Genomic DNA, 24,705 nt, shown 5'->3' with positions numbered 1-24,705 from the left:
AATTGATTGTATGGCAGGAGGGATAATAAGGACCGTGATCAGTGTCTGTTGAGCGTGCCCGTAACGGAAGAGTTTTTTACGTATTATGGAAGCCGGAGATGGGAAACGGAAATCTTCTGATGTAGAAAAGGGCGGTCTACTCAGCTCACCAATAGTATTTTCATTAATTTTTTTGCGCCTGTTGTGCCTCAATTATGTTGCCACAAAAATACACAAAAAATAAGGTTTGCTTTATTACAAGAACGTAAATTAAGATGAACTTTCTTACCAAATAGAGATTTCTATGAGTCCTTATTTGTAAAAGGATAGATGTCGATACACAATTCGTAGGGGCAATTCATTAATTGACTTATATACAAATTGAAAAACTTATCAAAAAAAATCTATCAAGATATTTATTGCAGAAAATATTTTAAAATGGATAAAAAAACAAATACTTTGTTTAACATTCAAACATAATCATAATACTATGGAAACAGAAAACAACAGATATACTAAGTCAATCTTTGCATTGATTGACAGCAAATACCAACCGGTGGAAAGCAGTTACCCGGAAAATGCTGTTTTCAAAAACTTCACAATTGATTCTATCTCTTACCCGGAACGGCAAGATGTAAACATCGCTGACACCACAAATTTGCCCGAAGCTGAAAGTATAAAAACAGCATTAGAACGTTGTAAAGAAAAATCAAAGGCGGTCATTTCTCCGTACGTATTAGTTTACGGAGAACTCTCGGGAATCCAGAATACGGTTTACACCATATCTTCAAAAGGTGCCCTGAAATCGTTGAGGGCAAGATCGTTTATGTTGGAGCTACTTTGCGAACACTTATGCTATGAACTAATTACAGAATATTTCGGAAAATATAATGATAATCTGGAGAATATTGTCTTCTCCGGTGGTGGTTCATTTTGCCTTTTACTTCCCAATAACGGGACAGAGAAGAAGGTAGAAGAATTAAAGAAAAAAATCAATAACTGGGCTTTTGAAGAATTTTCTGGAAAGCTCTACATTTCTATGGTTTCTACGGAATTAAATGATAATAATTTACATCAGGATAATTTTAGGCATATGTGGAGCAATGTCATCCAGAAAGAATTAGATAGAGACAAGAATCAGAAGTTCAAATGGAATTTGAATACTCTATTCAGTGGAGCATTTAACAGGGAGCCGGAACAAAAAACCAATAGAGAAGAGTGTCAGATTTGCCACCGAGATGATATAGATCTTTTAAAAGAACCTTTCTATAACTTAAACACCTTCGAACGGATCGAACCACAACAGTTTAAAGAAGAGGTGAATGGCATTAATGTTGCCCATTCACTCTGCTTCCATTTGTACAAATTAGGAGACGAACTAACGGATTTTAATTATATCTACCGTACATCTAAAAAACATGAAGCAGGGTTTGAGAGTAAAGAAAACCCTTATATCAAATTTCCTGATATAAACGGGGGTTTTGCTTATTACACAGTGGATAAAAATTTCTACAATGACAACAGTAAAAAAAATATTGACATTGATTGCAAATGGAAAATCAATGCGCCTGAAGATAACAAGGAGGGTTGCATACCGTTCTTTTATGCGAATTATGTCAGAAATGTAGCGGATCTGCCTTTAACGGCAAAAGAAAAAGAGAGGGATGAATTTCAAAAAGAACACAATAAAGAACTTGATCATAAAAACGAAGCAAGAATGACGGCATCATTTATGGGCCTTGCCAATGCCTCATGTGGTGCAGATTTCATTGCCTGTTTGCGGATGGATGTTGATAATATGGGTAAAGTCATCCATAACCTGGAACCATTTACACTACCACATCTCGCCAATATATCAAAGATGTTGAATATCTTCTTCAAAGTGTATCTTACCAAAATTTGTAAAGGTGATTTAGGAATAGATGAAAATGGAGAAGAGATTGAACCTACTGACTTGACAAACAAAAATTATAAACAAAGCGGTGGCAGAAATGTTTCAATAGTCTATGCGGGAGGTGACGATCTGTTTATTATTGGTGCATGGGATGAAGTAGCAGAGCTCAGTTATGATATTCAGCGCTGTTTTGTGCGGTTTTCAGGGCTCGGCATTTCTGCTGGTCTAACAATCCACAAAGCCAAATATCCTCTTTACCAGATGGCAAAATTGAGCGGGGAGGCAGAGAATGAATCCAAATCATTTCTACTTTCAAATGAGATAGTACCTTCAAAAAACAAAGTTGCAATTTTTTTCTCTCAATATTATAGGCATATGGGCCAACAATTAAATATTCAGGCGACAAATGATCTGAGAAATGGTATACAAAATTTTCAGGATAAAATAGTTCATGCCATACCCTGGCATGATACAACTACTATTGAAATAGTAGAAAAATTTGTACCTCTGTGTAAAAAAGAAGATAATAGATTGGAACTCCAGGGGATTTCCAGCGGTTTTGTGTACAAACTATTTAAAATTGCTGATATATGGTGGGGGGAAAACACGCTATATGTACCAAATGTAATCTATTTATTTTCAAGAATTCTCCATAATGGAAATCCCGATTTTAATGTACAAGTAACCGAACTTCAGAATATGCTTATTACATTACCGGCAAAAAACAATAAACACAAAACAATCAGATCCATTAAAATTCCATTAACATGGATTGAGCTTTTACAACGAGGCAAAGGAGAGTAATAATGAAAAATCAAAATAAAGCACAGAAGTGGGGGGAAATACAGTATAAAGGAGAAAAAAGGAAACCAACGGCATCAGGTGGTATAGAGGAAAAATTAAACAAAATAAAAAAACTTTCGGAATTCGAACTGGAATCATTAATAGATTTTGCGGAATGTTGTGCTCAGGATCATTTAAGAAGAATTGAAACCCATCAAATTAGACGATTTTTTAATGCCGTAAAAAATATTAAATTATGTGTTGATAAGCAAAATGAATTCACTGATGTAGAAAAGGCAAAATTATTGATGCTTAGACCTCAACTGGCAAATGCGAGTGCCAAGAAAAGAGATTTAAGGGAATTTTCAAGTATTTGCACAAGCATGATAAAAAAGGTTACTGATAAAGATGATTTTTACCAATTTGCCATGTTCTTTGAATCAGTGGTAGCATTTCATAAAGCTTCAACATAACAATAAGGAGATTACTAAAATGGGCAAGAAGGAATATAACATTGGGTTATTAGGTAATATAATTATTAAAGGGACTATTGATGTAATTACAGGACTCCATATAGGAGCATCGTCAGATACTGTTGAGATAGGAGGAATCGATTCACCGGTAATCAAACATCCTGTTACAGGCGCCCCTTACATTCCTGGAAGTTCCTTAAAAGGAAAAATGAGAAGTTTTACTGAAAAACAAATTGCTGTAACTGACAGAAGCTTCAAATTTAATCGATCTTCAGGAACCAGACAGAATCAAGTAAAACAGCATGTGTGTGATGATATTGACTATTCATATAAAGAAGATGACAATAAAGGTTCCAAAAACTGTTGTGTATGTAGAATCTATGGGGCGACCGGAGACAATGGAGGCCGTAATCACCCCGCACGTATAATAGTTCGTGATTGCAAATTAATGAATGAGGAGAAAATCAAACAAGATGCATTGTATATATTTGAAGCAAAAATGGAAAATGCAATTGATCGTATCACTGCTTCTGCAAACCCAAGGACAATTGAACGTGTTCCTGCTGGTGCAAACTTTGAGTTTGAAATTGTTTACAAAGTGCAAGTAATTACTGAGTATAATAATGAAAATCAAAAGTTTTTGGAAAACGACTTAGAACACTTATCCAAAGATATTCAAAATATCTTTGAAGCATTAAGTCTTATAGAAAAAGACGGTCTTGGTGGCTCTGTTTCCAGGGGTTATGGCCAAGTGGAATTCTCATTAACTATAGAGGAATGTAAATATTATAAAATAGGAGGAGGTTCAGAATTATTTTTGCCTGAAAAGGAAGGGAATATTATCTCTGACTTGGAAGAACTGAGGGTAAACAATTTCGATAATCTTAAATCATTAGTCAAGAGTTAAATCAAGAATAATTTCAACTTCCTTTATCTCTATAATTCTAAGAAAAGAAACTATTCAAAATGAAATATGTTATTGAGTTGAATTTTCGAAATGGTGTACATTTCGGGTCAGACGTTGCCGGATATGGGGTTGAAGATGTCCAGGGTATTGCCCACTCAGATACAATATTTAGCGGCTTGATTAATACGCTGGCGTCTATTAGTCACATATTTAACCAAAAACAATGGATCAAAAACCTTTTAAACAAAACTATTAATGAAGATAATATTTATGTCCCCTTCAGGGTCTCTTCTTTTGGATTTGTAGATACTAGCCAATCCAGCCACAGATATTTTATACCAAAACCACTTATCTTGCCGGAAAACTTAATCGATGATAAACAAAAATATGAATTTGGAAAGGAATTTAAAAATCGAAAATTTATTTCTATTGAAACATTCCAAAAATGGCAACGCAATGAACCTCTTGATCTAAAAGCTATACTTGATGAAGACAAATCTTTATTCTGGGTAGAAGAGAGCAGAACTCAGAATGTAACACAAAGCGTTTCCCATGCAGCACAGATATATCATACAGGTATTGTATTTTACCTGAAAGATATCAAACCTTTTTTCTTACTTGATCTTGATGAGGAAGAATTCTCATTTGACGATTTCAAAAAATTGATGGATGTACTAAAATATAATGGATTAGGAGGCAGGAGGACATCTGGATGCGGTTTGTTTGATTTTTCAGATAATGATTGGTTTTGTATTGACATTGAAACTGCGAAAGAACAGAGGAGACTAAACCCTTCTTTTTCTGACCAGAAAATACCTGGTAGAGCAAGGTTTTGTGAAATGTTCAAAATTAAATCAGAGTTTTATTATATATTTTCACTGTTCTTTCCGGATGATGTTCGTAAATTAAAAAGCATAGCTTATGATCTTACGCAAAGAAAAGGATGGTCTTTTTCTTCCTCTTCTTATGAACAATTAAAACGTAAGACTTGTTACATGTTCTCCGAAGGCTCTATATTCGCCTCTGAATTGCGAGGAAACTTAGTCAACGTTACTCCTCAAGAGTTTAACAAGCATAGAATTTTTAGAAACGGATTACCATTCGCTATTCCATTTTGTGAGAAAATAAAATGAACTTTTTAGAAAACAAAGTAGTAAACATAAAAACAATTACTCCCATTCATATCAAAGGAAAAGATATAGATTATGGACAAGGATTTGTCAGGCGCAACAATGAGACTGCTTTTGCCATAGACTCAAACAGACTGGTAGAATACCTTTTTCAAAAGACTAACGATCTCTCATTAGTAACAAAATATGTAAATCAGATTGAAGAATATACTAACAAAGGAAAACTTAACAAATTTGATAACGAAAAATTCCTTTTTGATACGGGGATTTACCATACTAAGAACAAGAAAGAAAATGAGAAAGAACTAATTGAGTTTGGTGTTTTTAAATCATTAGTAAATGCAACAAGAGGAAACATGTTTATAAAAAATGGACCTGGTCAACCTATAATACCTGGGAGTTCCATTAAAGGGGTTATTCGCACTGCAGTAATGTATCATATGGCAAAAGAATTTCTGAAGCACAAGGAATCAAATATTGTTAAATCGTTTTTAGATAATATTAGCAGCAAAATATCGGATTTTATACAAAAAACAAAAAATATGTCACCGAGGCAAAAAGATATTGAAAAAAGCAGATTTTCTCAGCAATTATCTCTATTCATCTTTCAAAACGGTAAAACAAGAATGGATACTAAATCAGACTTTCTTAGATGTGTCAAAGTTAAAGATACAAAAAGGTTGGCAAATATGAATATGCACAAGGTTGTACTTGTTTCATTAAAGGGACTTAATAATATTACAAACAAAAAGCCCACGCACGACAAGTTACAATTAGCAGATAAATTTACAATAAAAATGAAATTGGACAAAAAAGAGCAGCCCATCGACTTTGAGATAGAAACTTTTACAGGTGAAACTAATTTTCTCATTACAATTGATCGCGTACTACTTAAAGAATTTAAACGAAAAAAATACAATATTCCCTTTTCGGATATTAAGGGTATCTTTAATTTAGTAAGACAATTTAGTCAAGATCTCTGGATGTTTGAAAAAAATTTTTTTGATAATTGCTTAAATGATCAATTGAATATTTCTGATGTTCAAGATTTCTATAGAAATAATAACTACGAACATAAATTCAGGATTGGCTGGGGTACCGGGCTAATGGGTATGACAATCGACATGCTTTTAGATGATATCTCACAAAAAAAACTGAGAAACCATATGTTTGTCGATAAAAAAGATTGTCCCGCTCCAAAATCAAGACGATTAATATACAAAAACAATCAAGTTACAAAGCCATTGGGCTGGATGAAATTCAGTTAGGTTGATAGCATGTCTTTACTGAACATGACTGGTATCAAATAGTTGAAATTTGAAATCTGTATAAACAAAAACCAACAATAGGTGAAAAATGAATAATTTAGTAACAGAAGAACAGCGGTTGAAACTGGAGAGAATTGTCTCACCAAAAGACAAATTAAACTTCTATTTCACTAATAATAACGAAGAAAACAAGGTCACTGCTGATAGTATTTTCAAGAAGACTTATAATAAATTAACGGAAAAACTGCTTGGCAACATTCAGAAAAAATACAAAACACATATTTTGTTAGTAGGTTTCTCTATTCAACCAATTATTTTATCTATATTCGCACTTAAAGCTCAAAGAGTTATTCTGCTCTTTTCAAAAGACAGTAAGGACAAATGTTATGAAATTACATACTGGTGCAAAAAGATAAGCAGTGATCTTTCAGATTGCAGCAATGATATTGAATTTTTTGATGAAGATAATTGGCATGATGACAATTATAAGCTGAAGGTAGATAGTTCAGAACCTTCCGATACTTGTAAAAAAATATATTCAATTATTGCTAGTGAAAATCAACGTGGGATACAAACCACAGAAATAGCCGTTGATATTACCGGCGGCAAAAAACCAATGGTGAGTGGAGCATATATTGCTTGCGGGATTAAAAACCTGGATTCATTTTATATTGACTGTGAAACATATGTAAATGATAAACCTGTGCCAGGTACTGAATTTATAAAAAAATTAGTTAATCCGACTGAAATTAATAAAATCATTGAACAATTAAAAAAAAATGAGATAACCAAGGATGAAATTCCAGAAAATTTCAAAAGATACATTCCTATGGACCTCCGGGAAAGCAGATGAGTAACAAAATTATGGAAGCATTAGATTCTCAACAAAAGTTTGATGATTTCGTTAATAACGTGAGTGACAATTCGTTTGTCGATGAGATTAAACGTGCTAAAAATAAAATTCAAGAAGAAGGGTTGCATACGATATTATTAGATAAACTTCGACATTTAGAATACCATTCATGGAAAAAGTTTTATTCTGTTTCCGTGGTGCAAAACGATGTTAATGAATTTAATGAAAACTTATATGAATGGATGAACTTTACAATTGACCCAAAAAATTATACATTTTTTACAGGTACGGAAACTGACAGGGAAGATGAGATTAGAAAAATTATTGAAGAGCCGGGTAGTAATTTTAAAAAACTAAAAGTTTTTTCTAAGTTTTTTTAAAAACTCCTAGAGGAAGAAATTATTTGTTGTTCTTAATCGACCATTGGTTCCTTCCCCGTTACGATCTGGAAACTACCGGATTAATAATCAATGAATTGGAACTGGATAAAACAAAAAAGTCTCATTTTTTTAAAGCTTTTATAAGCAATTGGAAGCAGCTTCTATTCATTTTTCCTACAATCTTTGTTTTGTTCATTCTCGCCATTGACAATAATCCGTTATCATACATATTCCAATGTATCAAAATACCTCCCCTGACAAATAAAAGCTTAACATCAGGAAACGGAGAATATGATTGGAAAAACATTTTTTCCATGACCTGTGTTGTGGCGGCATATTGTATTATTATAGTTTATATTATAAAAATCATTCTGAACCGTTTAAAGATAAAGCTTTATATACCACGGCTCTTTGGTGCCATAATCATCGGCTACCTCCCGCTTATTGTAGCTGAGGATGTGTGGAGATTTGGAATGTATTGTCAGCCTTCTGTCATTTTAGTCCTTGTACCAGCATGTTTAGGCTTTTCATTTATATATTTGTGGCATGAAGTCAATAATAAGATTGAAAACAGTAATGTCGCGTTTAAACGTGTATGCAAAATATATTTACGCGGAATCATTTATGCGATAATTACAGGGACTATTATACTTGATCTGGTTTACGGTACATTTTATAGAAGTTTACATGGCATTAATCAGGACTGCAACAATATCTATATGGGTGTAATTGGTGTAATTAATCCTAAAGTCCTCCTGGTTTTCTTCCCACTTGCACTACTCATAGGTATTTTTGTCCAGATCATATGGGAAGACAAATCAATTACACAGCCACTATAACTAAATTAAACAGATTGAATCTTTACACTTTTCATTGCTAATAATTAAAAAAACGTCATTCTAACGAAAAAAAACGGAAACCAGGGATAACTCTTATATCCACAATATGTTAACGGAACTTTTAAAAACTGGTAAAAAGGGGGTAGGTTACAGGAAAATCGTAACATGATAACTGATAGGTGTTTATGAGCATTTTATTAAATATTTACAGACAATTTTGAGGTGAAATGATTACAGATTGGATAGGTTACAGGAAATGGCCTTGTAAGTGCATGTTGGAAGAGGTGTTAGAAGGGGTACGTAGGAATACTTGACCTGATGAATAAGGGATTGCGACGATAAATACACTACTGACCTTATTAATTCCCTGTACTACCGTAGGAATACTTGACCTGATGAATAAGGGATTGCGACCAGTCGATCTGGTAACTGTTTGATACACTTAGCCATTTCGTAGGAATACTTGACCTGATGAATAAGGGATTGCGACAAATAAATCATCAAAAGAAATACCAGTTCTCGTCTTGTAGGAATACTTGACCTGATGAATAAGGGATTGCGACGAAACAAAACTTCTTTCGTTCATTCGATCCGACTCTTTGAGTAGGAATACTTGACCTGATGTAGAAGGGATTGAAAACAGTGGTCAGAAAAAGAATTAAAACGTTACCGATATCTGAAAACTGGTATCTGAGAATGGTCTGTATGTGTAATTAAAACATCAAAAAGAAATGTGATACCGTATCTGTAGGGGCAGACCCGTGTGTCTGCCCCATGGATAAACACATGGGCCACGAAAAGGGGAGACATATGGGTGACAAAAAAGGACAGACACATGGGTCTGCCCTTACAAGGGGGAAATTATTTTGAAAAACAAATGAAACCGTTTCAAATGAAATGTCTGGAATTGGTACCTTGGGCTACCATGGCTTTAACGGTACTTGGCTCACATTTTGCCGCCGATGCCGTAATGGAAACTGTCGCAGAATGGTCTCATGGGAGTGAAACCGCCGTTTTTATTACAAAGATCTGTTATCTTGTATTTTTCATAGGAATGGTATATTTATTGATCCGACAAAAGGACAATATATTTCATCCCCGTACAAGATATATTTCAAACGAAGAGGCCGAGGAGAGAGAACATCTTGTATTATTCCTTTCAAATCTACCGAAGGACCTTGAAGAATCAGATGGTGTCCCTGACAATCTCCAGCTTTCGCAGAATATTGACAAAGATTTAGAAAAGATTGAAAAACTGAAGAAAGGCGCTCTTCCTCTGCGCTGGGCATGGGAGATGCCTTTAAGGGCAATACAGCATCATCAAAAAAAATTAAAAACACTCACTCTGGTATGTTCTAAAGAATCAATATCACAGGTTAATTTGTTTGCAAAAATCTTTGAAAGATACAGGTTTAATAATTTAGATAAAATTTACCTGCTTGCACAAAAGCAAGGTAAACCTCTCCTTGTTGATATGTTTTCAGAAAAGGATATTGCCGACTTGAATGGTTTTAATTTTCAAAGTTTTGATGAATTATCACAAGCTATGTGGTTTTTGATGCGTAAGTTCAGAAAATATAAATATTCTGAAAGTCAGATTATGATTGACATTACAAGCGGACAGAAGCCTACCAGTATTGTAGGAGCATCGATGACATTTAACCGTGTAATAAAAGCGCAATATGTCTCAACGAACCAACCATGGGATGTGCTCAGTTATGATGTCCTGCTTACTTCTTCAGAACCAAGGGAATTTGGCTTGTGAAATTTAAAAAAACAGCTATTAATCTTGAAACTTTTTACAACAACACCGCCAAACTGTCTGATTTACCTGATTATATCAACCGCGCGTTAGAACAGGCGGGTGAGGGGAATGACATAATTCTGACAGGCAAGGCCCCGGTCTGGCTCTACCTGAAAATTGCTCACGCGTTACATGGCAAAGCAAGAAAACTCATTTATCGGTCTCCAGTTACCGGCGACGTAGTGATTTTTAACCATAATCCCATGTGATGGAAATAGTGAACCATACGGAAAACGTGAAAACAAAACATGGCCGGCGTTCTATCCGCCTCAAAGAATATGATTATTCACGGGAAGGTGCGTACTTTGTTACCATATGCCTTCAGGACAAAGAGTGTTTGCTGGGCGAAGCAATAGAGAGTAAAACTGTTTTGAATGATGCCGGTGAGATGGTTGAAAAATGGTGGTCCGTATTACCTGAAAAATATTCTACAATTTCATTAGACGAATATATTATCATGCCCAACCATATGCACGGAATAATCATAATAAATGGACCATCCGTGTCCGTAGGGGCAGACCAGTGTGTCTGCCCCACAGACTACCCTACGCGTAAAAACAGGGAGATGATTAAGAGCAAACACATTGGTTTGCCCCTACGGGGCTTACCGCAACATATGCAATGGTTTAAAACCATGACAACAAATGAATATATCAGAAATGTAAAAAATGTTAATTGGAAACCATTTAACAAAAGGTTCTGGCAACGCAATTATTATGAGCATATTGTTCGAAATGAAGATAGTCTGGACCGTATCCGGGAATACATAATAAACAATCCAATGAAATGGCAATATGACAGGGAAAACCCGGAACATATTAAGGATAAAGATTATGACAAGAAATGGGACTACATTGAAAACGTGATATATAATAATGTGAACCCGTAGGGGCAGACCCATGTGTCTGCCCACAGGTTTAACCGTACAGGAAATATGTTTAAAGAAATCACCAGACAAACTACATTACAATCCGCCTTTGAACGGGTCAGGGGAAACCGCGGTTGCGCTGGGGTGGACGGTGTCACGGTAGAAAAATTTGATGAGAGAATTAAACGGAATATTGACACGCTGAGGAGTGAACTCTTAATGGCGTCGTACCAGCCCTTACCTCTGCTCAGGATACTGGTAGATAAAGGTAACGGTGAAGCCAGGGCGCTGTCTGTTCCCACGGTAAAGGATAGAGTTGTGCAAACGGCGGTACTTGAGATCACCAGACCGTTTTTTGAAGCGGAATTTGAACAGTGCAGTTATGCCTATAGAAAGGGAAGGTCCGTAAAACAGGCCGTCTATAAAATCAGCGAATATTACGCGGATGGATATACATGGGCGGTTGACGCGGATATTGACGCGTTTTTTGATAACGTCGATCATGATGTTCTTATTAAAAAAGTCAAACGGATTATTAAAGACAAGGATATCCGTCGTTTAATTACTATGTGGGTTAAGGCAGAAGTGTGGGATGGAAAATCTGTGGAAACACTGAAGATAGGGATCCCTCAAGGGTCCGCTATTTCGCCTATCCTGGCAAACCTCTTTCTGGATAAATTTGATGAAGAGTTATTAAGGAACGGACACAAGCTGGTAAGGTTTTCAGATGATTTTGTTATACTTTCCCGCAATAGAGAGGAGGCGGTAAACGCGCTGAAACTTACTGACAGGATTCTGGACCGGCTCTCGCTTGAGCTTGACGAAGCGGAGATTGTAAACTTTGATGATGGTTTTACATTCCTGGGTGTTACGTTTATAAAGAGCATGACGATGGTCCCCTTTGATAAGCCCAAAAGGGAGAAAAAAATCCTTCATTATCCACGGCCTTTGAATCTGCCGATCTATTTTTTAAAAAAAAATAAAGGATGGTAGGGGCAGACACATTGGTCTGCCCCTACAGAAACTATGGCTAATTTGTATCTTACGGAACAGGGTTCAATCCTTCGGAAAACAGGCGACAGGCTTATAGTAGAAAAGGATGATGAGATATTACTCGATGTACAGTGTCATAAAATCGATGCGGTGCTGATCTTTGGAAACGTACAGTTTACCACTCAATCTGTGCATGAGCTTTTTGAGCACGGAATTGAGATGGCTATTCTTACGCGAACTGGAAAACTGATCGGTCAGATAACATCTCCGGCAACAAAAAATATAGACCTTCGGATATCGCAGTTTAATAAATATGGGGATTATGGATTTCGGCTGGCGTTTGCAAAAAAGATTGTTGCTGGAAAGATTAAGAATTCTCTACAGGTAATGAGATGGTTCTCTTACAATCATCCTGACAGAGATTTTAAATCAGAAAACAGCGCCATCTCCGCCAGGCTTAGAGAAGTGGAAAATATAACACAAATAGAACAACTCTTTGGTATTGAGGGAAGCGCGGCTAAGTCGTATTTTGATGCATATGGCAAAATGTTTCTTGAAACTTTAGAATTTACCGGAAGAAGGAAGCACCCTTCTACTGATCCCGTGAACGCTCTTCTCTCTTTCGGCTACACAATCATCTTTAACGAAATATCTTCTCTTCTTGATGGGATTGGATTTGATCCGTATCTTGCGTATTTCCATAGTATAGATTACGGCAGGGCTTCCCTGGCATCTGACCTTATGGAGGAGTTTCGTGCTCCGATTGCCGACCGGTTTACTCTCTATCTCGTAAACAACCGAATTATAGGAGAGGCAGATTTCTACGCCAACCCTAAAGGTGGCGGTGTTTATCTCAAACGCGAACCGTTAAAGCGATATTTTAGAGAGTATGAAAAAATGATAAATCGTGAATTTGTCCATCCAAATACTGGAGAAAACAGTACCTGGAGAAAGTGTTTTCGCATACAGGCAGAAACACTTGCCGCGCACATTCAAAATGAAAGGCCTTATGTCCCCTTTGAATTGAAAGCATAATTCATGTTTTACCTTGTATCTTACGATATACCTGACACGAAAAGGCGTACAAAGCTTGCCAAGATACTGAAAGATTATGGTGACCGGGTGCAATACAGTGTCTTTGAGTGTATACTGGATAACAAACTCCTTGACAAAATGGTGAAAAGAATTCATAAAATAGCTAAAGAAGAGGCAGATAGTATCAGGATCTACTCTATCTGTGCAAATTGTGAAAAGATAATCAAAGTGATCGGACAGGGAAAGGTGTCCAAAGATGAAGAAGTTTATATTGTGTAAGTTATGGAATATGTCCGTTTAATGTATCTGTAATTATTAAACACGAAATCAACAAAAAAAAACGATATAAGCCTTTTTTTATTGATAACTTAACGAAGCTTTTGAAAACAGGTAAAAAGGGGGTAGGTTACAGGAAAATCTTAACATGATAACTGATAGGTATTTATGAGCATTTTATTAAATTTTTACAGAAAATTTGGAGGTGAAATGATTACAGATTGGACAGGTTACAGGAAATGGCATTGTAAGTATATGCTGGAACAGGTGTTAGAAGGGGTACAGTAGGAATACTTGACCTGATGAATAAGGGATTGAGACCAAAACACGTTCGACATATTCTAGTTGGCTTAAGACGTAGGAATACTTGACCTGATGAATAAGGGATTGAGACTAAGGTTAGCGTTCTCAAGGTTAGCGTTCTTAAGGTTAGCCGTAGGAATACTTGACCTGATGAATAAGGGATTGAGACTAACTATCTACCAGTAGATAAAGAGAATGGTGAATTAACAGACAGGCTCCATACTATTAAAAAGGCAACTGATGATGGGTCTGAGATTTCCGGCAAGATGCTTAAATTTACTGGAAAATTTCAAGGTGACACAGAGTTTATATCTTATGATATAGGTGAGCTGATAGAACAATCAATCGATTTTACAATGCCCCGGTGGAAAAATATGGCACAGTCCAGAGGCATTGACTACTCCATGGATAGAAACGGAATGCTGAAGACACCTTCCATATTGTGTAATCCTACAGAATTAAGAGAAGTATTTATAAACAAAATCAATAATGCCATGGATGCCATGCCTGATGGTGGCCAACTTTCATTTAGTACGTGGTGTGAACCGGAAACGGTATTTATTACTATTTCCGACACGGGTACAGGAATGCCTGAAGAGGTGAAGAAGAGGGTTTTCGAGCCATTTTTTACTACAAAGTCTGCAGCAGGGACCGGTTTGGGCATGAGCACTGCTTATGGAATAATGGCCAGACATGGAGGGATAATTGATGTCGAAAGTGAATTGGGGAAGGGTTGTACATTTACTTTGGAACTTCCGATAGCAGAGAAAACCGTCAATCCCACAAAACCGCCTATCTCAGAACAAAAAGTAAAAGGGAATGATTTGAGTGTTCTTGTTGTAGATGATGATGAGGACATATGCAGTATTCTGGACAATTTTCTTTCAAAAGCCGGTTACAAAGTTCTGACTGTCAACAATGGCGCAAATGCAATAAAACAGACAGAGAAAGAAGGATTTGACCTCGTTTTGTGTGACATGGCTATGCCGGAAATATTTGGATATGATGTAATCAGGGCTTTGAATACCTTAAATAAGAGGCCAAAGATAGGCATTATCGGAAATAAAAATTAGCCAAATTCTCATACACCAACAGTTTTAAATTTGTTCCCACGATGTTTTCAGTTTTACTTCCTAACCCATGCAGAAATTTATTCAATACTACTGTCCTAAATAATTAATAGGAATAAGGTCACTTTACATACTATTTTTTTGTATTTTGCTATACAATTAAAAATATTACTTTGATACATATTCGAGTTGATAGTCAATGCGCTGTCAATCTGCGGTAATCAGTGAGAACACACACTCTCCCCCTACCATAGTTGAATATGGCAAGAAAACTTCTTTAGAAATACGCTGGGGGGGGAGCAAACATGCTCCTACACAAAATCTCTTCACGGTCATTCACCTTTTACTTCAATCTTACGCACATTTTCCTGAGCTTTTGCGCTCTTAGGTAGAGTTATCTTGAGAACTCCCTTCTTAAATGACGCCTTCACCGCGTCCTGTTCGACCTCACAGGGTATCTGCAGGGAACGATAAAAAGATCCATAACTCCGTTCTACATGGTAATACTTTTTATCCTTTTCTGTTAAAATTTAAAGCTATACGGATTTAAAAAAACTCTTTTGAGTTACGTCACAACAAAGATTGAATAGGCTATTGTTAAACTAGCGTCGTCTCCAACCACTCCAGGCAGGAATACCGTTCTCATCTCTGAGCATTAACACTTCATCTCCTTTTTTTATCTTAGCAGCAATCATGGCCGGTTTCCCATCGAAAGTGATTCTTGAGCCTGTAACTTCAACTTTGTCATTCTGCTCAATTATCATATCCTGATTTTCAATATACCATCCCGGTCCTAAATGAAGAGGCAAGCTAATTCCGTCAGTCTTTAATACCACATGAATACCATAAGACATACCCTTGCCAGGTGTAATCTTGTCTACATTAGTTATTTCTCCACTAATGGTTTCCACTGTTTCAGGGTTATACATCCTTCCATAATTAGTCTTAGGCCCCCATCCACCGCCCCCTTTCCATTGCATTCCCTGTTTCCTGGGAGGTTGATTATCGGAGAGTCGTCTCCAACCACGCCAAGCGGGAAACCCGTTTGCGTCCCTTAGTACTAATATATCGTCTCCCTTTCTTACTTCATAAGCAATGATAGCTGCCTTGCCCTTGTAAAAAATCTTTGAACCGGTAATTTCAACCTTTTCCTTCGCCTCAATCTTCATGTCCTGGTTTTCAATGTACCAACCCGGTCCTAAGTGAACAGTCACGGTTTCCTCGTCGGTTTGCACCGTCAGATGGATGCCGTAAAACCCTTCATTCCCTCGAATAATCTCGTCAACGCTAACAACCGCTCCTTTTATTGTTTCGAGTTTCTCTGTATTATACAAAGGGCAACACGGAAAACCAGCCCCCCAACCCCATCCACCTCTTCGCCCTATTCCTCTTTGTGCATAAGAATCACCAAAAAAAAGGAACTCGAAACACATACCGTTATTATTAAGCTTATTACATATCTCATCATTATCTTTCTCCTATTCAATGTGCGCTTAATCTAATACACTTAGATAATACTAAATAAAATTGATTTTATAACAACGCCTAATTAGTTAATCTCAATCTTTTTTGGTAGTGCTTCCGGGGCCTTTGGTAATGTCAATGTCAAGACCCCATCAGTGAGATTCGCATCTATTTTTGCTGTATCGATAATATTTGATACAGTGAATCTTCGGGTATAGTGACCTACATTGTACTCGGTATATACCGGATCGAGGTTTTCATAAGGTGAATAGTCTATTTTAGCGTCAACTTCCAGTTGATTATCTTCCAGGGTGATATTTACGTTTTTCTTTCTCACTCCAGGAACATCCATAGTTACCATAAGGCTTGTTTCCGTTTCAGCAATATCGGTTTTAGGGATGTAGTATCTCCCCGATACTGTTCTCTCTCCCGCATATTCGGTTTTCTCCTGTTTCCTATTTTCAGTTTTCGTGATTTCTTTCGTTCCCTTACTCATGATAGCCTCCTATCTCATAATTATTGGATTGTAATTTGTTTTGGTTTATCTGACTCTGCACACGGCATCCAGATCACTAATAAGCCGTCTTTATACTCAGCTTTAACCTTATTCGGTTCCAGGTTAGCTTGCAGTTTCAATGTCCTGTCAAATTTCGAAGATTTCCGTTCGACACGGTGATAACTCACATTCTTATCGTACTCTATTGTACGCTCCCCCGCGAGTCGTATTGTATTCCCTTTTGCTTCTATGTTCAGGTCCTTCTTTTTTACCCCAGGCAATTCAGCAACGAGAACCATATCCCCATTCTTTTTAAAGATGTTAACTGGCGGATACACTCCTCGGCTGCTAATTGCTCCATCAAAAAAACCGGTATCAAACGTACGGTCGATCGTTTCCTGCAGATCTAATAAAGCTTCCAGTGCTCCTGGTAATAACATTTCAGGCCTCCTTTTAAAATTCAATAAATTTTCTTATAATTATTTTTCAGTTCGTCAATATTAGGACACGGGTTTCCCAAATACTGTTCACCGCTATTGGCATTGCCGTTAGAATTTTTTTTATATCGCAACGCCATACTGACTGTGTACAGCAGACCTTCAAATTCCACAGGTTTCAACAAATAATCATAGGCTCCAAATAGTCTGGCATCAGATGCTACCATATAGTCTCTATTCGCAGTAATTATTATCACATGGCATGTTGGATTTGTTTTTTTTACTTCTTTTAAGATATCGATACCTGTCTTGCCTTCTCCCAGATCTACGTCCGTGAGAACTAGATTAAAATCAGTTTTACTTAATTCCTGCCTCGCCTCAGTAAAACTATAAGATGTAGAAACATCATATCCCGCGTTCGAAAGATAAATCTCAAGCATAAGTGCTAAGCTTTTCATGTCATCAACTACAAGTATTTTTTCTTTCATTTTGACATTATTCTCCTTAATTGATAGAATCCCAACCCATACATTTCTCTGTAATAAAAATGCTAATTCCTATACTGTCAAGTTACAACTACTGCGTTGTCATTGCTACCATATCAGGCTTTTTTATGTACACAGGAGTATTCCTCATCATTGATAAATTGCTCAATCATATTACGTGGTTCCTCCTCAGTAAGCCTGCCTATCGTTTGTCTGCAGAAATATTCTGATGCGGCTAAAAGAACTCCTCCCATGCCGCGAATAAGCGCTAATTTCGCACAACGTATGGCATCAATAGCAATACCTGCTGAATTAAGGGAGGCCATAATGGGGATTTTAATATTGAACGCATCTCCGATTATGGGAATATTCTTATATTCAAATTTTAGCGACCACAAGGGATTGCTCGCTATAAGTACAGATGTATTATTTACAAAAGCAACCCCTGCATCTAACGCGCAATAAGCATAGAACCTGGATGCATCTTCAGCACCAACCGGTAGATAATTCACCATTATTTCTGCCCCGGATTCTTTCAGTATACGGACAATCTCCTTTCGAGTAGAGCCCTTATGATTATCTAAAAGAGATGTCTCTCTGCCTGCATCACGTTTCATAACATCTGAATCTTTGCCTAGGACTTTACCCATTTGTACTGAGATCCCTATATCAGGTATATATGTTTTAAAAACCGTGGTGCTATTGGGACTGGCAAAGACCGCTTTGTTCACATCCTTGCCAACCTTTCGCTCGTCAATGTCAAAGGCGGCAACGACCTCTATCTCTCCAGGCTTATATCCTCCTATGTCCCAATGCAGAAGCCCAATAGCATCCACTGGTTTCTTATTTCGATAGTAGTGTATACCATGAATCAAGGAACTGGAGCGGGTACTTACTCCAATGATAGCGATTCTAATATTATTCATATTCTGCACCTCGCGCATATGCGGTTATAGGGGCCTTTGCGGGGAAACTTCCGACGGCGCCTCAAACAGGTTCGTCTCTTCTCATATCCGTATTTTGTCTCGTTTCCATCTATCTTTCTGTTTAGTCTCTTGTAAGCAGTTCTTTAACCTTACTTTTTAATATTAATGAGATCTGCAAACTATACAAATAATTCGTATCCTGCACTTCATATGAGCGCAAAAGAGTTGCCATAAGGACGTAATTTAATGAGAATACTCTCCCACATTTAAATGGTGTTATGGGGACAGTTGCACAACCCAGAGCACAATCAATATATTGTGTATCAAGACGATACTACCTACAGAATATAGTATGCAGAATGTCCGGTTTTTGGCTTACGCAACAGGCTCTGGAGGCAGAAGAATTAAGGGTATTGATAATGTTTAGGATGGCTATGAATAGTATGAAGTTTACGAAAGTGTGCAGTTTGCACATAGTATTAAATGCACGGAGTGTGAAATGCACAGTTACATGGAGGATTTTTCAGGACGTATATTATACTCTTTAATTTTGTTATAGACGGATCTCCGGGATATACCAAGCAATTTGGCAGCACTCGCCTTATTCCAATGAGTTTTTTCCAGCGCCTGTAATATTCTGTCATGCCCGCAACTCTTTTCTCCCATCGAACGAGTAGTCTTTATCTCTCTAAACTCTTTTGGAAGGTCTTCAACGGTAATTACCGTCTTATTGCAGACAATAAAGGAGTGCTCTATCGCATTCTGAAGCTCTCTGATATTTCCCGGCCACTCGTAATTCATAAAAAGGTTGTAGACGTCACTCGATAATTCATTGATATCCTTATTTATCTTTTTTCTAAACATTTTTATAAAATGTTCTACCAGAAGTGGTATGTCAGCTTTTCTATCCCGGAGCGGAGGTATGGATATCTCTACTATATTTAATCTATAATAGAGATCTTTGCGGAATCTTTTGAGCCTGACTTCTTCTTGCAGGTTTTGATTGGTTGCTGCAACTACACGCACATCTACCTTGATTGGAGTAGCATCACCTACCCGCTCAAACTCTTTTTCCTGGATCACCTTAAGTAGTCTCTGCTGCACACTCAAAGATGCGTCACCAATCTCATCCAGAAATATCGTTCCGCCATCAGCTTTTTGGAACCTGCCTTCTTTGTCCGAGATAGCACTCGTAAAAGAGCCTTTGACGTGTCCGAAAAGTTCACTTTCAAGGAGGGTTTCTGTCAGCGCGGAACAATCCACCTTTATTAATGGTCCTTGACGACGTACGCCGCCGTTATGTATCGCTTCAGCTATAAGCCCTTTCCCGGTGCCACTTTCTCCCGTAAGGAGAACAGTGGTATCTATATTCTGTAAGTTCTCTATCAATGAGTAGATGGCCTGCATTTCTTTGTCTTTGCCTATACTATTGTAAAAACGTTGTCGCCCTTCTAACTCTTTTTCCAGATTAAATATATGAGTTTCATCTTTGACCACAATAACACAACCATCTATACCATCTGTTAAAGGAAATGTTTTCAGAGTGACCAACTGTCCTTTACGAGTTTGATGCATACATTCTGTTCGATAAATTTCTAAAGGCCGTTTCTCCAGAATAGTTTTTTTAATGGCATCAACACAATGCCCGCAGCACGTCTTTGGAATAGAATCGATTGATTTTCCCATAACTTCTTCGCGTGAAAAACCACATATGGTTTTTGCCGCATCATTAAGCTCAATAACCTTCAAATCCTTATCCACAGTTATTATGGCGTCTGTAACGCTCTGAAAAATAGCTTTTAGATTAGCATGGCTACTGTTTTTTTCTTCAACCAGAGTCTTATGCCTTAAAGCCATGCCGATAACACGCAACAGTGCCTCTTTTTTTACCGGCTTTGCCATATAGTCATAGGCTCCAAGACGAACCGACTCAGAAGCACTCTCTAAATTCGGGTATCCTGTAAACACGATCACTGGACAGTTTAAGTGTTTTTCATTAACCACTCTTAAGAGATCAATGCCGGTCTTGCCTTCTAAAACGATATCCGTCAGTACAACGTCTATACATTCCGTATTAAGTATTTTCAATGCCTCGTCAAAATTCTCAACTGCAGACACATCATAACCGTCTTTTAAAAGAAATTCCTTTACGGTAAACCTGATGTGTTTCTCATCATCAATTATCAGGATTCTTGCTTTCATTCTTTCATCTCTACTTTCTTTGCCGGCAGACTAATGATAACCTTTGTGAATATTCCCGAATCGCTTTCTATTACCATTTTGCCATTATTATTGTTAATAATGCTGTTACATATACTCAGACCAATACCGGTTCCTTTGGAAGGTGGTTTAGTAGTAAAGAATGGACTTGTTATGTTGTTTATTATGCTTTCTGGAATTCCGACTCCCCTGTCACGAAATATTATCTGGATATATCGACAACCGTCAATTGACGCTTTTTTACATGAAATTTCGAGTATCTTTTCTTTGTCTTTGCCGGAATACTTTTCATTTAAGGCGTATCGCGCGTTATGTATAAGGTTCAGAAAGACCTGTTTCATCTCTCGAGGATCAGCGAAAACAGCAGGTATATCTTCAGGGATATTAACCTTAATAATGATTTCGTCCTTTTTCAACTGTGTTTCAGACAGTTTTAATGAGCTGGTAATCAGTTCATCTATTTGAATAGTCCCCTTTTCATTCGTTTTGTCCCTTGAAAGGGTGAGGAGGTTTCTTGTCATATCTGCTATACGGCTACCCTCTTCCATGATTAATTTGCCGAACTCATGTATTCTGTTATCCTTGTCACTTTCATCCACAATAAGTTGAGCGTAATTTATTATACCATATACGGGATTGTTTATCTCGTGAGCTAATCCTGCCGCCATCTCTCCTATCAGCGCCAATTGGCCAGCCCGTACAACTTCCTGTTGCAATTCTATCTTATCGGTAATGTCTGAAATAATTCCTACCGTTCCGTGAAATTCACGGTTTTTATCGACATCGAAATAAATTCCGGTTGCGGTTATTTCGCAAAATAAGGTTGTTGAACTGCTTTTCCCTGGCACATGGGTTTTTAATAAATCGTTACTCTTTGCAACTAACCGCAACTTAAGGCTGTGAGTCATCCTTTCCCTGGTCCTTCTTTCATCAAAGAGTTTCGGCACATCTTCATCTCCGCTCTTTTTGTCTGAACGCTCGTTCAAGAGCATAATCCTGCTGAAGGATTTAACATTATCCGGGTGTACTATCGTACTAAAGTGTTTGCCTATAAGATCTCCCGGTTCATAACCCAGAGTTCGTACAGAATCATTGAGAAAAACAAAAAAACCATTCTCGTCTACTTTGTAAATTATATCAGGCATGGCCTGCACAAGGGTTCTATATTGCTCCTCACTTTGCTTCAATGCGCTCATCACCTCCTTGCGCCCAGTGATGTCTCGAACGATTGCGGTGAAGAAGTATTGTCTGTTGTCAATCTTCTGATGTGTTAAAGATAATTCTAATGGTACTTCAATCCCTTCTTTCGTCATCCCTGTGAGCTCCACTGTTTTACCCATAATTCTGGATTCACCTGTCTTCAGAAACCTTTCGATTCCTTCCCGATGCTCTTTTTTATATTTTTCAGGAATGAGGATTGATACAGGCCGCCCAATGATCTCCTCTTTTGAATATCCGAAAAGCCGCTCTGCTGATTTATTCCAGACAGTTATTACCTGATCAAGATCGCAAACAATTGCATCTTGTGCGGTTTCTATCAGATTGCTGTATTTCGTTTCCGATCGGGCTAGCTCTTCCTCCGCAAGCTTACGTTCAGTGATATCAGTTACTATTGTCCTGATCCGGCCGAAGTTACCGTCTGCATCTTGAACGGCAATACTCTCAAGCAGCGCGTAGAACTGACCGCCACCATGTATATCTATCCTTAACTCACACCACTCCCTGTTTCCTGTCTCCAGGCACTTCTTGCGGTACAGGTAGTAAATATCTTGATCTTCTTTAACAACGGTCAGGTATTTCTTTATCAATAGGCTTCGTTCAATACCCAGCATTGAAGCACCTCTCAGATTAGTCTCCAGGATCAAGCCTTTTTCATTGGTGGTAAAATATCCAACAGGTGCAAAGTTATAGAGGTCTGAGTATTTTCGGAGCAACCCTTCAACCTGTAACTGAGCCTTATGGAGTTCTTCATTCTGCATCTCCAGCTCAATCTGGTGTATCTGTAGTTCGTGAGCAAGACTGCGCACATCCTCATCTGAAAGTTTCTTTATATCTATCGTATCAGATTTGAGTCTAAACTCCGCCTCTTTGCGAAGATCAGTATATGGTTTTCCCTGCATAATAATTCCCCTGTCTATTTGTTTATGTCAGGTGTGGAAACAATAAGATTCAAAAATAAATTCAGTGTAGCAGCACATTACATAGATTCCAAATCCTGTCAAGAACAGTCTTCCCGGCGAAACGTATCGTATTTGTCACACTTCTTTAAACTCTTCAGTTCAGACATATCATGCCCGGTTGTTACCACATCATCTATTTCACCTGTTTCATTCACCAATCTAGTAATCGTCAGCCATATATCTAAAATTTTCTTATCCTTTGTTTTCCTTTGTGTAGAGAAAGATTTGATTTCTTTACCTGACATAATTGCTTTCATCAATCTCAGGTTATCTTCACGCTTGTTTTCAGGTACTATTTTGATATGTTCCTTTTCAACGCCTCGCTTTTACAGTAACCGTACATCACCTCAGCACCCTTATTCAGTGTATAGTGAAATATCGGCAGTATCTTTTTCTGCATCACCGTGTCCATATAGATCGAAACGTTCCTGCATGGTACCAGATCCAGCTTCGAAAAGGGAGGATCTTTTATCAGGCTTTGGGTGGCAAATACCAACATCTCCCGGAATAAAGCTTTTGAGAATCACCCGGGTGGGATCAGGCCCTATACTGATCTTTGTTCTTTTAACTGTAATAGACATGTGATTTCCTTTAATATTTAGGTGTAGATACTGGAAAAGTAAGCAATCATATAAATTCATTCTTTAAAATCAACTTTTTTCTTTTAGCATGAGTCTTTTACACAATTCAAAACACAGTAAAATTGTGTGGTCATTATAACAGTGGATATTATAATATGTTGCGTGGATTGCTTCAAAAAAAGTATGCTCGAAAGATCCACATTAGATTCAGAAAATATTGATCAAGAATTCCAGAATGCCTTGCTTATAATGTATTCTCAATCAATTAGTAAGGCTATTCAGTTCCCGAGGGGCAACAGAAACAATCCAGAGAGAGACTGTGAGATAGTATGATATCCTCTTCCGCAATTGGCCATGGCTATTATCTGCGGCAGTTGTTTTCTGCGGTTGAGACGACAATTAATTCGGGTGGACAATGAAAGGGGTTTTGAATGTATGATTGGCAGATTATACTTTGCTTGCCAGTGGGAACATCTGAGAATGGAAAGGAAAAGATATTTACAAGTAGCGTTACTTTCTCACATGGAGACACCAATGCATATATGGCAGTTGAGAAATTTAATCGTGCTGCCATTAAAGATGCCTTTGTTACAAGAGAAGTAAATGTTAGAATAAATTTGAGGGATATTGTTAACCTTCATAATTGCGATGGCATCAAAGATATTTCCCGGGTAAAACAGATGAAGAAAAAGATAGATTCAGGGAGACATATTCTGCAGAAAGATGAGATTCCAAATATAAAGCTGGTTAGAGCGAAGACTGGAGAAATTATAATATTCGACGGACACCACAGTATGCTTGCTTATATGTCAAGCGGAAAAACGTATCTGGATGAAATACCATATCTTTTTGTGTCAAGAACAGAAGGCGCCATCAGTAATGAAGAGATATTGGCCTTTTTTGGAAACCACTCGTATAAAATCAGGCCTGATAAATGGAAAAAATATGTTGTTAACTGGCAGGCTGTCCCGGCTTATCAGCTATGCTTAAGAATTCAAAATAATATGGGAGAACTTTATAATATTATCTTCGGACAGATATCACATAAATAACCTGATATT

26 protein-coding genes and 1 CRISPR repeat array are annotated in these 24,705 nt (G+C 37.4%); of the genes, 16 read left to right on the top strand and 10 right to left on the bottom strand.

Features of this window, described 5'->3' with window-relative positions; all coding sequences use genetic code 11:
* The first annotated feature begins 469 nt into the window (after nt 1–469).
* The 15 genes from cas10 to SCALIN_RS16370 all read left to right on the top strand — a co-directional run bounded on the left by cas10 (nt 470) and on the right by SCALIN_RS16370 (nt 14,858).
* Nucleotides 470–2,677: a type III-A CRISPR-associated protein Cas10/Csm1 gene (cas10, locus tag SCALIN_RS16440; RefSeq protein ID WP_096895533.1), complete on the top strand. Its 2,208-nt coding sequence runs from the start codon at nt 470–472 to the stop codon at nt 2,675–2,677.
* Between the two features lie 2 nt (nt 2,678–2,679).
* Nucleotides 2,680–3,129 carry a type III-A CRISPR-associated protein Csm2 gene (gene csm2 / locus SCALIN_RS16435; protein WP_096895532.1) on the top strand — a complete coding sequence of 150 codons (450 nt, stop codon included), beginning with the start codon at nt 2,680–2,682 and terminating at the stop codon, nt 3,127–3,129.
* Nucleotides 3,130–3,148: 19 nt separating this feature from the next.
* Nucleotides 3,149–4,036 carry a type III-A CRISPR-associated RAMP protein Csm3 gene (csm3, locus tag SCALIN_RS16430; RefSeq protein WP_096895531.1) on the top strand — a complete coding sequence of 296 codons (888 nt, stop codon included), beginning with the start codon at nt 3,149–3,151 and terminating at the stop codon, nt 4,034–4,036.
* Nucleotides 4,037–4,095: 59 nt separating this feature from the next.
* Nucleotides 4,096–5,169 carry a type III-A CRISPR-associated RAMP protein Csm4 gene (csm4, locus tag SCALIN_RS16425; protein WP_096895530.1) on the top strand — a complete coding sequence of 358 codons (1,074 nt, stop codon included), beginning with the start codon at nt 4,096–4,098 and terminating at the stop codon, nt 5,167–5,169.
* Nucleotides 5,166–6,434: a type III-A CRISPR-associated RAMP protein Csm5 gene (gene csm5 / locus SCALIN_RS16420; protein WP_096895529.1), complete on the top strand. Its 1,269-nt coding sequence runs from the start codon at nt 5,166–5,168 to the stop codon at nt 6,432–6,434. The genes csm4 and csm5 overlap by 4 nt, the downstream gene beginning before the upstream one ends.
* Nucleotides 6,435–6,552: 118 nt before the next feature.
* Nucleotides 6,553–7,287 (top strand): HFX_2341 family transcriptional regulator domain-containing protein, encoded by a 735-nt coding sequence (locus SCALIN_RS16415; RefSeq protein WP_162532371.1) that lies wholly within the window; start codon nt 6,553–6,555, stop codon nt 7,285–7,287.
* An 11-nt stretch (nt 7,288–7,298) separates the two neighbouring features.
* Nucleotides 7,299–7,667, top strand: coding sequence for a hypothetical protein (locus SCALIN_RS16410; RefSeq protein WP_133111985.1), 369 nt, complete (start codon nt 7,299–7,301; stop codon nt 7,665–7,667).
* Between the two features lie 23 nt (nt 7,668–7,690).
* A complete protein-coding gene (locus tag SCALIN_RS16405) occupies nt 7,691–8,506 on the top strand; it encodes a hypothetical protein (protein WP_133111983.1) in 816 nt (271 codons plus the stop codon).
* Nucleotides 8,507–8,805: 299 nt separating this feature from the next.
* Nucleotides 8,806–9,146: a CRISPR direct-repeat array (repeat unit 38 nt; unit sequence CGTAGGAATACTTGACCTGATGAATAAGGGATTGCGAC).
* A 174-nt stretch (nt 9,147–9,320) separates the two neighbouring features.
* Nucleotides 9,321–10,271, top strand: a complete 951-nt coding sequence (locus SCALIN_RS16400) for a hypothetical protein (protein ID WP_133111981.1) — start codon at nt 9,321–9,323, stop codon at nt 10,269–10,271.
* A complete protein-coding gene (locus tag SCALIN_RS16395) occupies nt 10,268–10,519 on the top strand; it encodes a CRISPR-associated protein Csx3 (protein WP_203415531.1) in 252 nt (83 codons plus the stop codon). The genes SCALIN_RS16400 and SCALIN_RS16395 overlap by 4 nt, the downstream gene beginning before the upstream one ends.
* A gap of 26 nt (nt 10,520–10,545) precedes the next feature.
* Complete coding sequence (locus tag SCALIN_RS16390) at nt 10,546–11,199, top strand: transposase (RefSeq protein WP_203415530.1); 654 nt, start codon at nt 10,546–10,548, stop codon at nt 11,197–11,199.
* 45 nt (nt 11,200–11,244) lie between these two features.
* Nucleotides 11,245–12,171 carry a reverse transcriptase domain-containing protein gene (locus tag SCALIN_RS16385; RefSeq protein WP_096895608.1) on the top strand — a complete coding sequence of 309 codons (927 nt, stop codon included), beginning with the start codon at nt 11,245–11,247 and terminating at the stop codon, nt 12,169–12,171.
* A 33-nt stretch (nt 12,172–12,204) separates the two neighbouring features.
* Nucleotides 12,205–13,206 carry a CRISPR-associated endonuclease Cas1 gene (cas1, locus tag SCALIN_RS16380; protein ID WP_096895524.1) on the top strand — a complete coding sequence of 334 codons (1,002 nt, stop codon included), beginning with the start codon at nt 12,205–12,207 and terminating at the stop codon, nt 13,204–13,206.
* Nucleotides 13,207–13,209: 3 nt separating this feature from the next.
* Nucleotides 13,210–13,485 carry a CRISPR-associated endonuclease Cas2 gene (gene cas2 / locus SCALIN_RS16375; RefSeq protein WP_096895523.1) on the top strand — a complete coding sequence of 92 codons (276 nt, stop codon included), beginning with the start codon at nt 13,210–13,212 and terminating at the stop codon, nt 13,483–13,485.
* Between the two features lie 566 nt (nt 13,486–14,051).
* A complete protein-coding gene (locus SCALIN_RS16370) occupies nt 14,052–14,858 on the top strand; it encodes a hybrid sensor histidine kinase/response regulator (protein ID WP_096895522.1) in 807 nt (268 codons plus the stop codon).
* Nucleotides 14,859–15,187: 329 nt separating this feature from the next.
* On the opposite strand, the gene SCALIN_RS24125 is transcribed toward SCALIN_RS16370, so the two are convergent.
* The 10 genes from SCALIN_RS24125 to SCALIN_RS24120 all read right to left on the bottom strand — a co-directional run bounded on the left by SCALIN_RS24125 (nt 15,188) and on the right by SCALIN_RS24120 (nt 23,562).
* Nucleotides 15,188–15,385 carry an Hsp20/alpha crystallin family protein gene (locus SCALIN_RS24125; protein ID WP_096895521.1) on the bottom strand — a complete coding sequence of 66 codons (198 nt, stop codon included), beginning with the start codon at nt 15,383–15,385 and terminating at the stop codon, nt 15,188–15,190.
* Nucleotides 15,386–15,457: 72 nt separating this feature from the next.
* The gene (locus SCALIN_RS22860; protein ID WP_203415529.1) at nt 15,458–16,288 is read right to left on the bottom strand and encodes a MamS/MamX family magnetosome protein; all 831 of its coding nucleotides are present in this window, start codon (nt 16,286–16,288) and stop codon (nt 15,458–15,460) included.
* Between the two features lie 116 nt (nt 16,289–16,404).
* Nucleotides 16,405–16,815 carry an Hsp20/alpha crystallin family protein gene (locus tag SCALIN_RS16350; protein ID WP_096895520.1) on the bottom strand — a complete coding sequence of 137 codons (411 nt, stop codon included), beginning with the start codon at nt 16,813–16,815 and terminating at the stop codon, nt 16,405–16,407.
* A gap of 20 nt (nt 16,816–16,835) precedes the next feature.
* Complete coding sequence (locus SCALIN_RS16345; protein ID WP_133111979.1) at nt 16,836–17,255, bottom strand: Hsp20/alpha crystallin family protein; 420 nt, start codon at nt 17,253–17,255, stop codon at nt 16,836–16,838.
* A 20-nt stretch (nt 17,256–17,275) separates the two neighbouring features.
* On the bottom strand, nt 17,276–17,740 hold the full coding sequence (locus SCALIN_RS16340; protein ID WP_096895518.1) for a response regulator: 465 nt from the start codon (nt 17,738–17,740) through the stop codon (nt 17,276–17,278).
* A 113-nt stretch (nt 17,741–17,853) separates the two neighbouring features.
* Nucleotides 17,854–18,663: a hypothetical protein gene (locus tag SCALIN_RS16335; protein WP_096895606.1), complete on the bottom strand. Its 810-nt coding sequence runs from the start codon at nt 18,661–18,663 to the stop codon at nt 17,854–17,856.
* Between the two features lie 507 nt (nt 18,664–19,170).
* Entirely contained in the window at nt 19,171–20,865 is a 1,695-nt protein-coding gene (locus tag SCALIN_RS16330) for a sigma 54-interacting transcriptional regulator (RefSeq protein WP_096895517.1), read from the bottom strand.
* Nucleotides 20,862–23,003: a PAS domain S-box protein gene (locus SCALIN_RS16325; RefSeq protein ID WP_096895516.1), complete on the bottom strand. Its 2,142-nt coding sequence runs from the start codon at nt 23,001–23,003 to the stop codon at nt 20,862–20,864. Before SCALIN_RS16325 ends, SCALIN_RS16330 begins: the two co-directional genes overlap by 4 nt.
* Before the next feature lie 98 nt (nt 23,004–23,101).
* Nucleotides 23,102–23,323, bottom strand: a complete 222-nt coding sequence (locus tag SCALIN_RS16320) for a hypothetical protein (protein WP_133111976.1) — start codon at nt 23,321–23,323, stop codon at nt 23,102–23,104.
* A gap of 32 nt (nt 23,324–23,355) precedes the next feature.
* A complete protein-coding gene (locus SCALIN_RS24120) occupies nt 23,356–23,562 on the bottom strand; it encodes a CheR family methyltransferase (protein WP_096895514.1) in 207 nt (68 codons plus the stop codon).
* Between the two features lie 513 nt (nt 23,563–24,075).
* Between SCALIN_RS24120 and SCALIN_RS16310 the strand changes: the two genes are divergently transcribed.
* Complete coding sequence (locus tag SCALIN_RS16310) at nt 24,076–24,696, top strand: hypothetical protein (protein ID WP_096895513.1); 621 nt, start codon at nt 24,076–24,078, stop codon at nt 24,694–24,696.
* Nucleotides 24,697–24,705: the final 9 nt, after the last annotated feature.

It is taken from the genome of Candidatus Scalindua japonica (assembly GCF_002443295.1).
In the GTDB taxonomy this organism is placed as follows: Bacteria; Planctomycetota; Brocadiia; order Brocadiales; family Scalinduaceae; genus Scalindua; species Scalindua japonica.
Note: the sequence above shows the minus strand (reverse complement) of the source record. Positions and strands in the feature narration are given on the sequence as shown.

What these genes read in the sequence shown, in the direction of transcription:
- csm2 (WP_096895532.1), top strand. Translation starts at nt 2,680, where the DNA reads ATGAAAAATCAAAATAAAGCACAGAAGTGGGGGGAAATACAGTATAAA.
- SCALIN_RS16310 (WP_096895513.1), top strand. Translation starts at nt 24,076, where the DNA reads ATGTATGATTGGCAGATTATACTTTGCTTGCCAGTGGGAACATCTGAG.
- SCALIN_RS16330 (WP_096895517.1), bottom strand. Translation starts at nt 20,865, where the DNA reads ATGAAAGCAAGAATCCTGATAATTGATGATGAGAAACACATCAGGTTT.
- cas1 (WP_096895524.1), top strand. Translation starts at nt 12,205, where the DNA reads ATGGCTAATTTGTATCTTACGGAACAGGGTTCAATCCTTCGGAAAACA.
- SCALIN_RS16350 (WP_096895520.1), bottom strand. Translation starts at nt 16,815, where the DNA reads ATGAGTAAGGGAACGAAAGAAATCACGAAAACTGAAAATAGGAAACAG.
- SCALIN_RS24120 (WP_096895514.1), bottom strand. Translation starts at nt 23,562, where the DNA reads ATGTTGGTATTTGCCACCCAAAGCCTGATAAAAGATCCTCCCTTTTCG.
- csm3 (WP_096895531.1), top strand. Translation starts at nt 3,149, where the DNA reads ATGGGCAAGAAGGAATATAACATTGGGTTATTAGGTAATATAATTATT.
- SCALIN_RS22860 (WP_203415529.1), bottom strand. Translation starts at nt 16,288, where the DNA reads ATGTGTTTCGAGTTCCTTTTTTTTGGTGATTCTTATGCACAAAGAGGA.
- SCALIN_RS16340 (WP_096895518.1), bottom strand. Translation starts at nt 17,740, where the DNA reads ATGAAAGAAAAAATACTTGTAGTTGATGACATGAAAAGCTTAGCACTT.
- SCALIN_RS16345 (WP_133111979.1), bottom strand. Translation starts at nt 17,255, where the DNA reads ATGTTATTACCAGGAGCACTGGAAGCTTTATTAGATCTGCAGGAAACG.
- cas10 (WP_096895533.1), top strand. Translation starts at nt 470, where the DNA reads ATGGAAACAGAAAACAACAGATATACTAAGTCAATCTTTGCATTGATT.
- SCALIN_RS16325 (WP_096895516.1), bottom strand. Translation starts at nt 23,003, where the DNA reads ATGCAGGGAAAACCATATACTGATCTTCGCAAAGAGGCGGAGTTTAGA.
- csm4 (WP_096895530.1), top strand. Translation starts at nt 4,096, where the DNA reads ATGAAATATGTTATTGAGTTGAATTTTCGAAATGGTGTACATTTCGGG.
- SCALIN_RS16370 (WP_096895522.1), top strand. Translation starts at nt 14,052, where the DNA reads ATGCTTAAATTTACTGGAAAATTTCAAGGTGACACAGAGTTTATATCT.
- csm5 (WP_096895529.1), top strand. Translation starts at nt 5,166, where the DNA reads ATGAACTTTTTAGAAAACAAAGTAGTAAACATAAAAACAATTACTCCC.
- SCALIN_RS16335 (WP_096895606.1), bottom strand. Translation starts at nt 18,663, where the DNA reads ATGAATAATATTAGAATCGCTATCATTGGAGTAAGTACCCGCTCCAGT.
- SCALIN_RS16385 (WP_096895608.1), top strand. Translation starts at nt 11,245, where the DNA reads ATGTTTAAAGAAATCACCAGACAAACTACATTACAATCCGCCTTTGAA.
- cas2 (WP_096895523.1), top strand. Translation starts at nt 13,210, where the DNA reads ATGTTTTACCTTGTATCTTACGATATACCTGACACGAAAAGGCGTACA.
- SCALIN_RS16410 (WP_133111985.1), top strand. Translation starts at nt 7,299, where the DNA reads ATGGAAGCATTAGATTCTCAACAAAAGTTTGATGATTTCGTTAATAAC.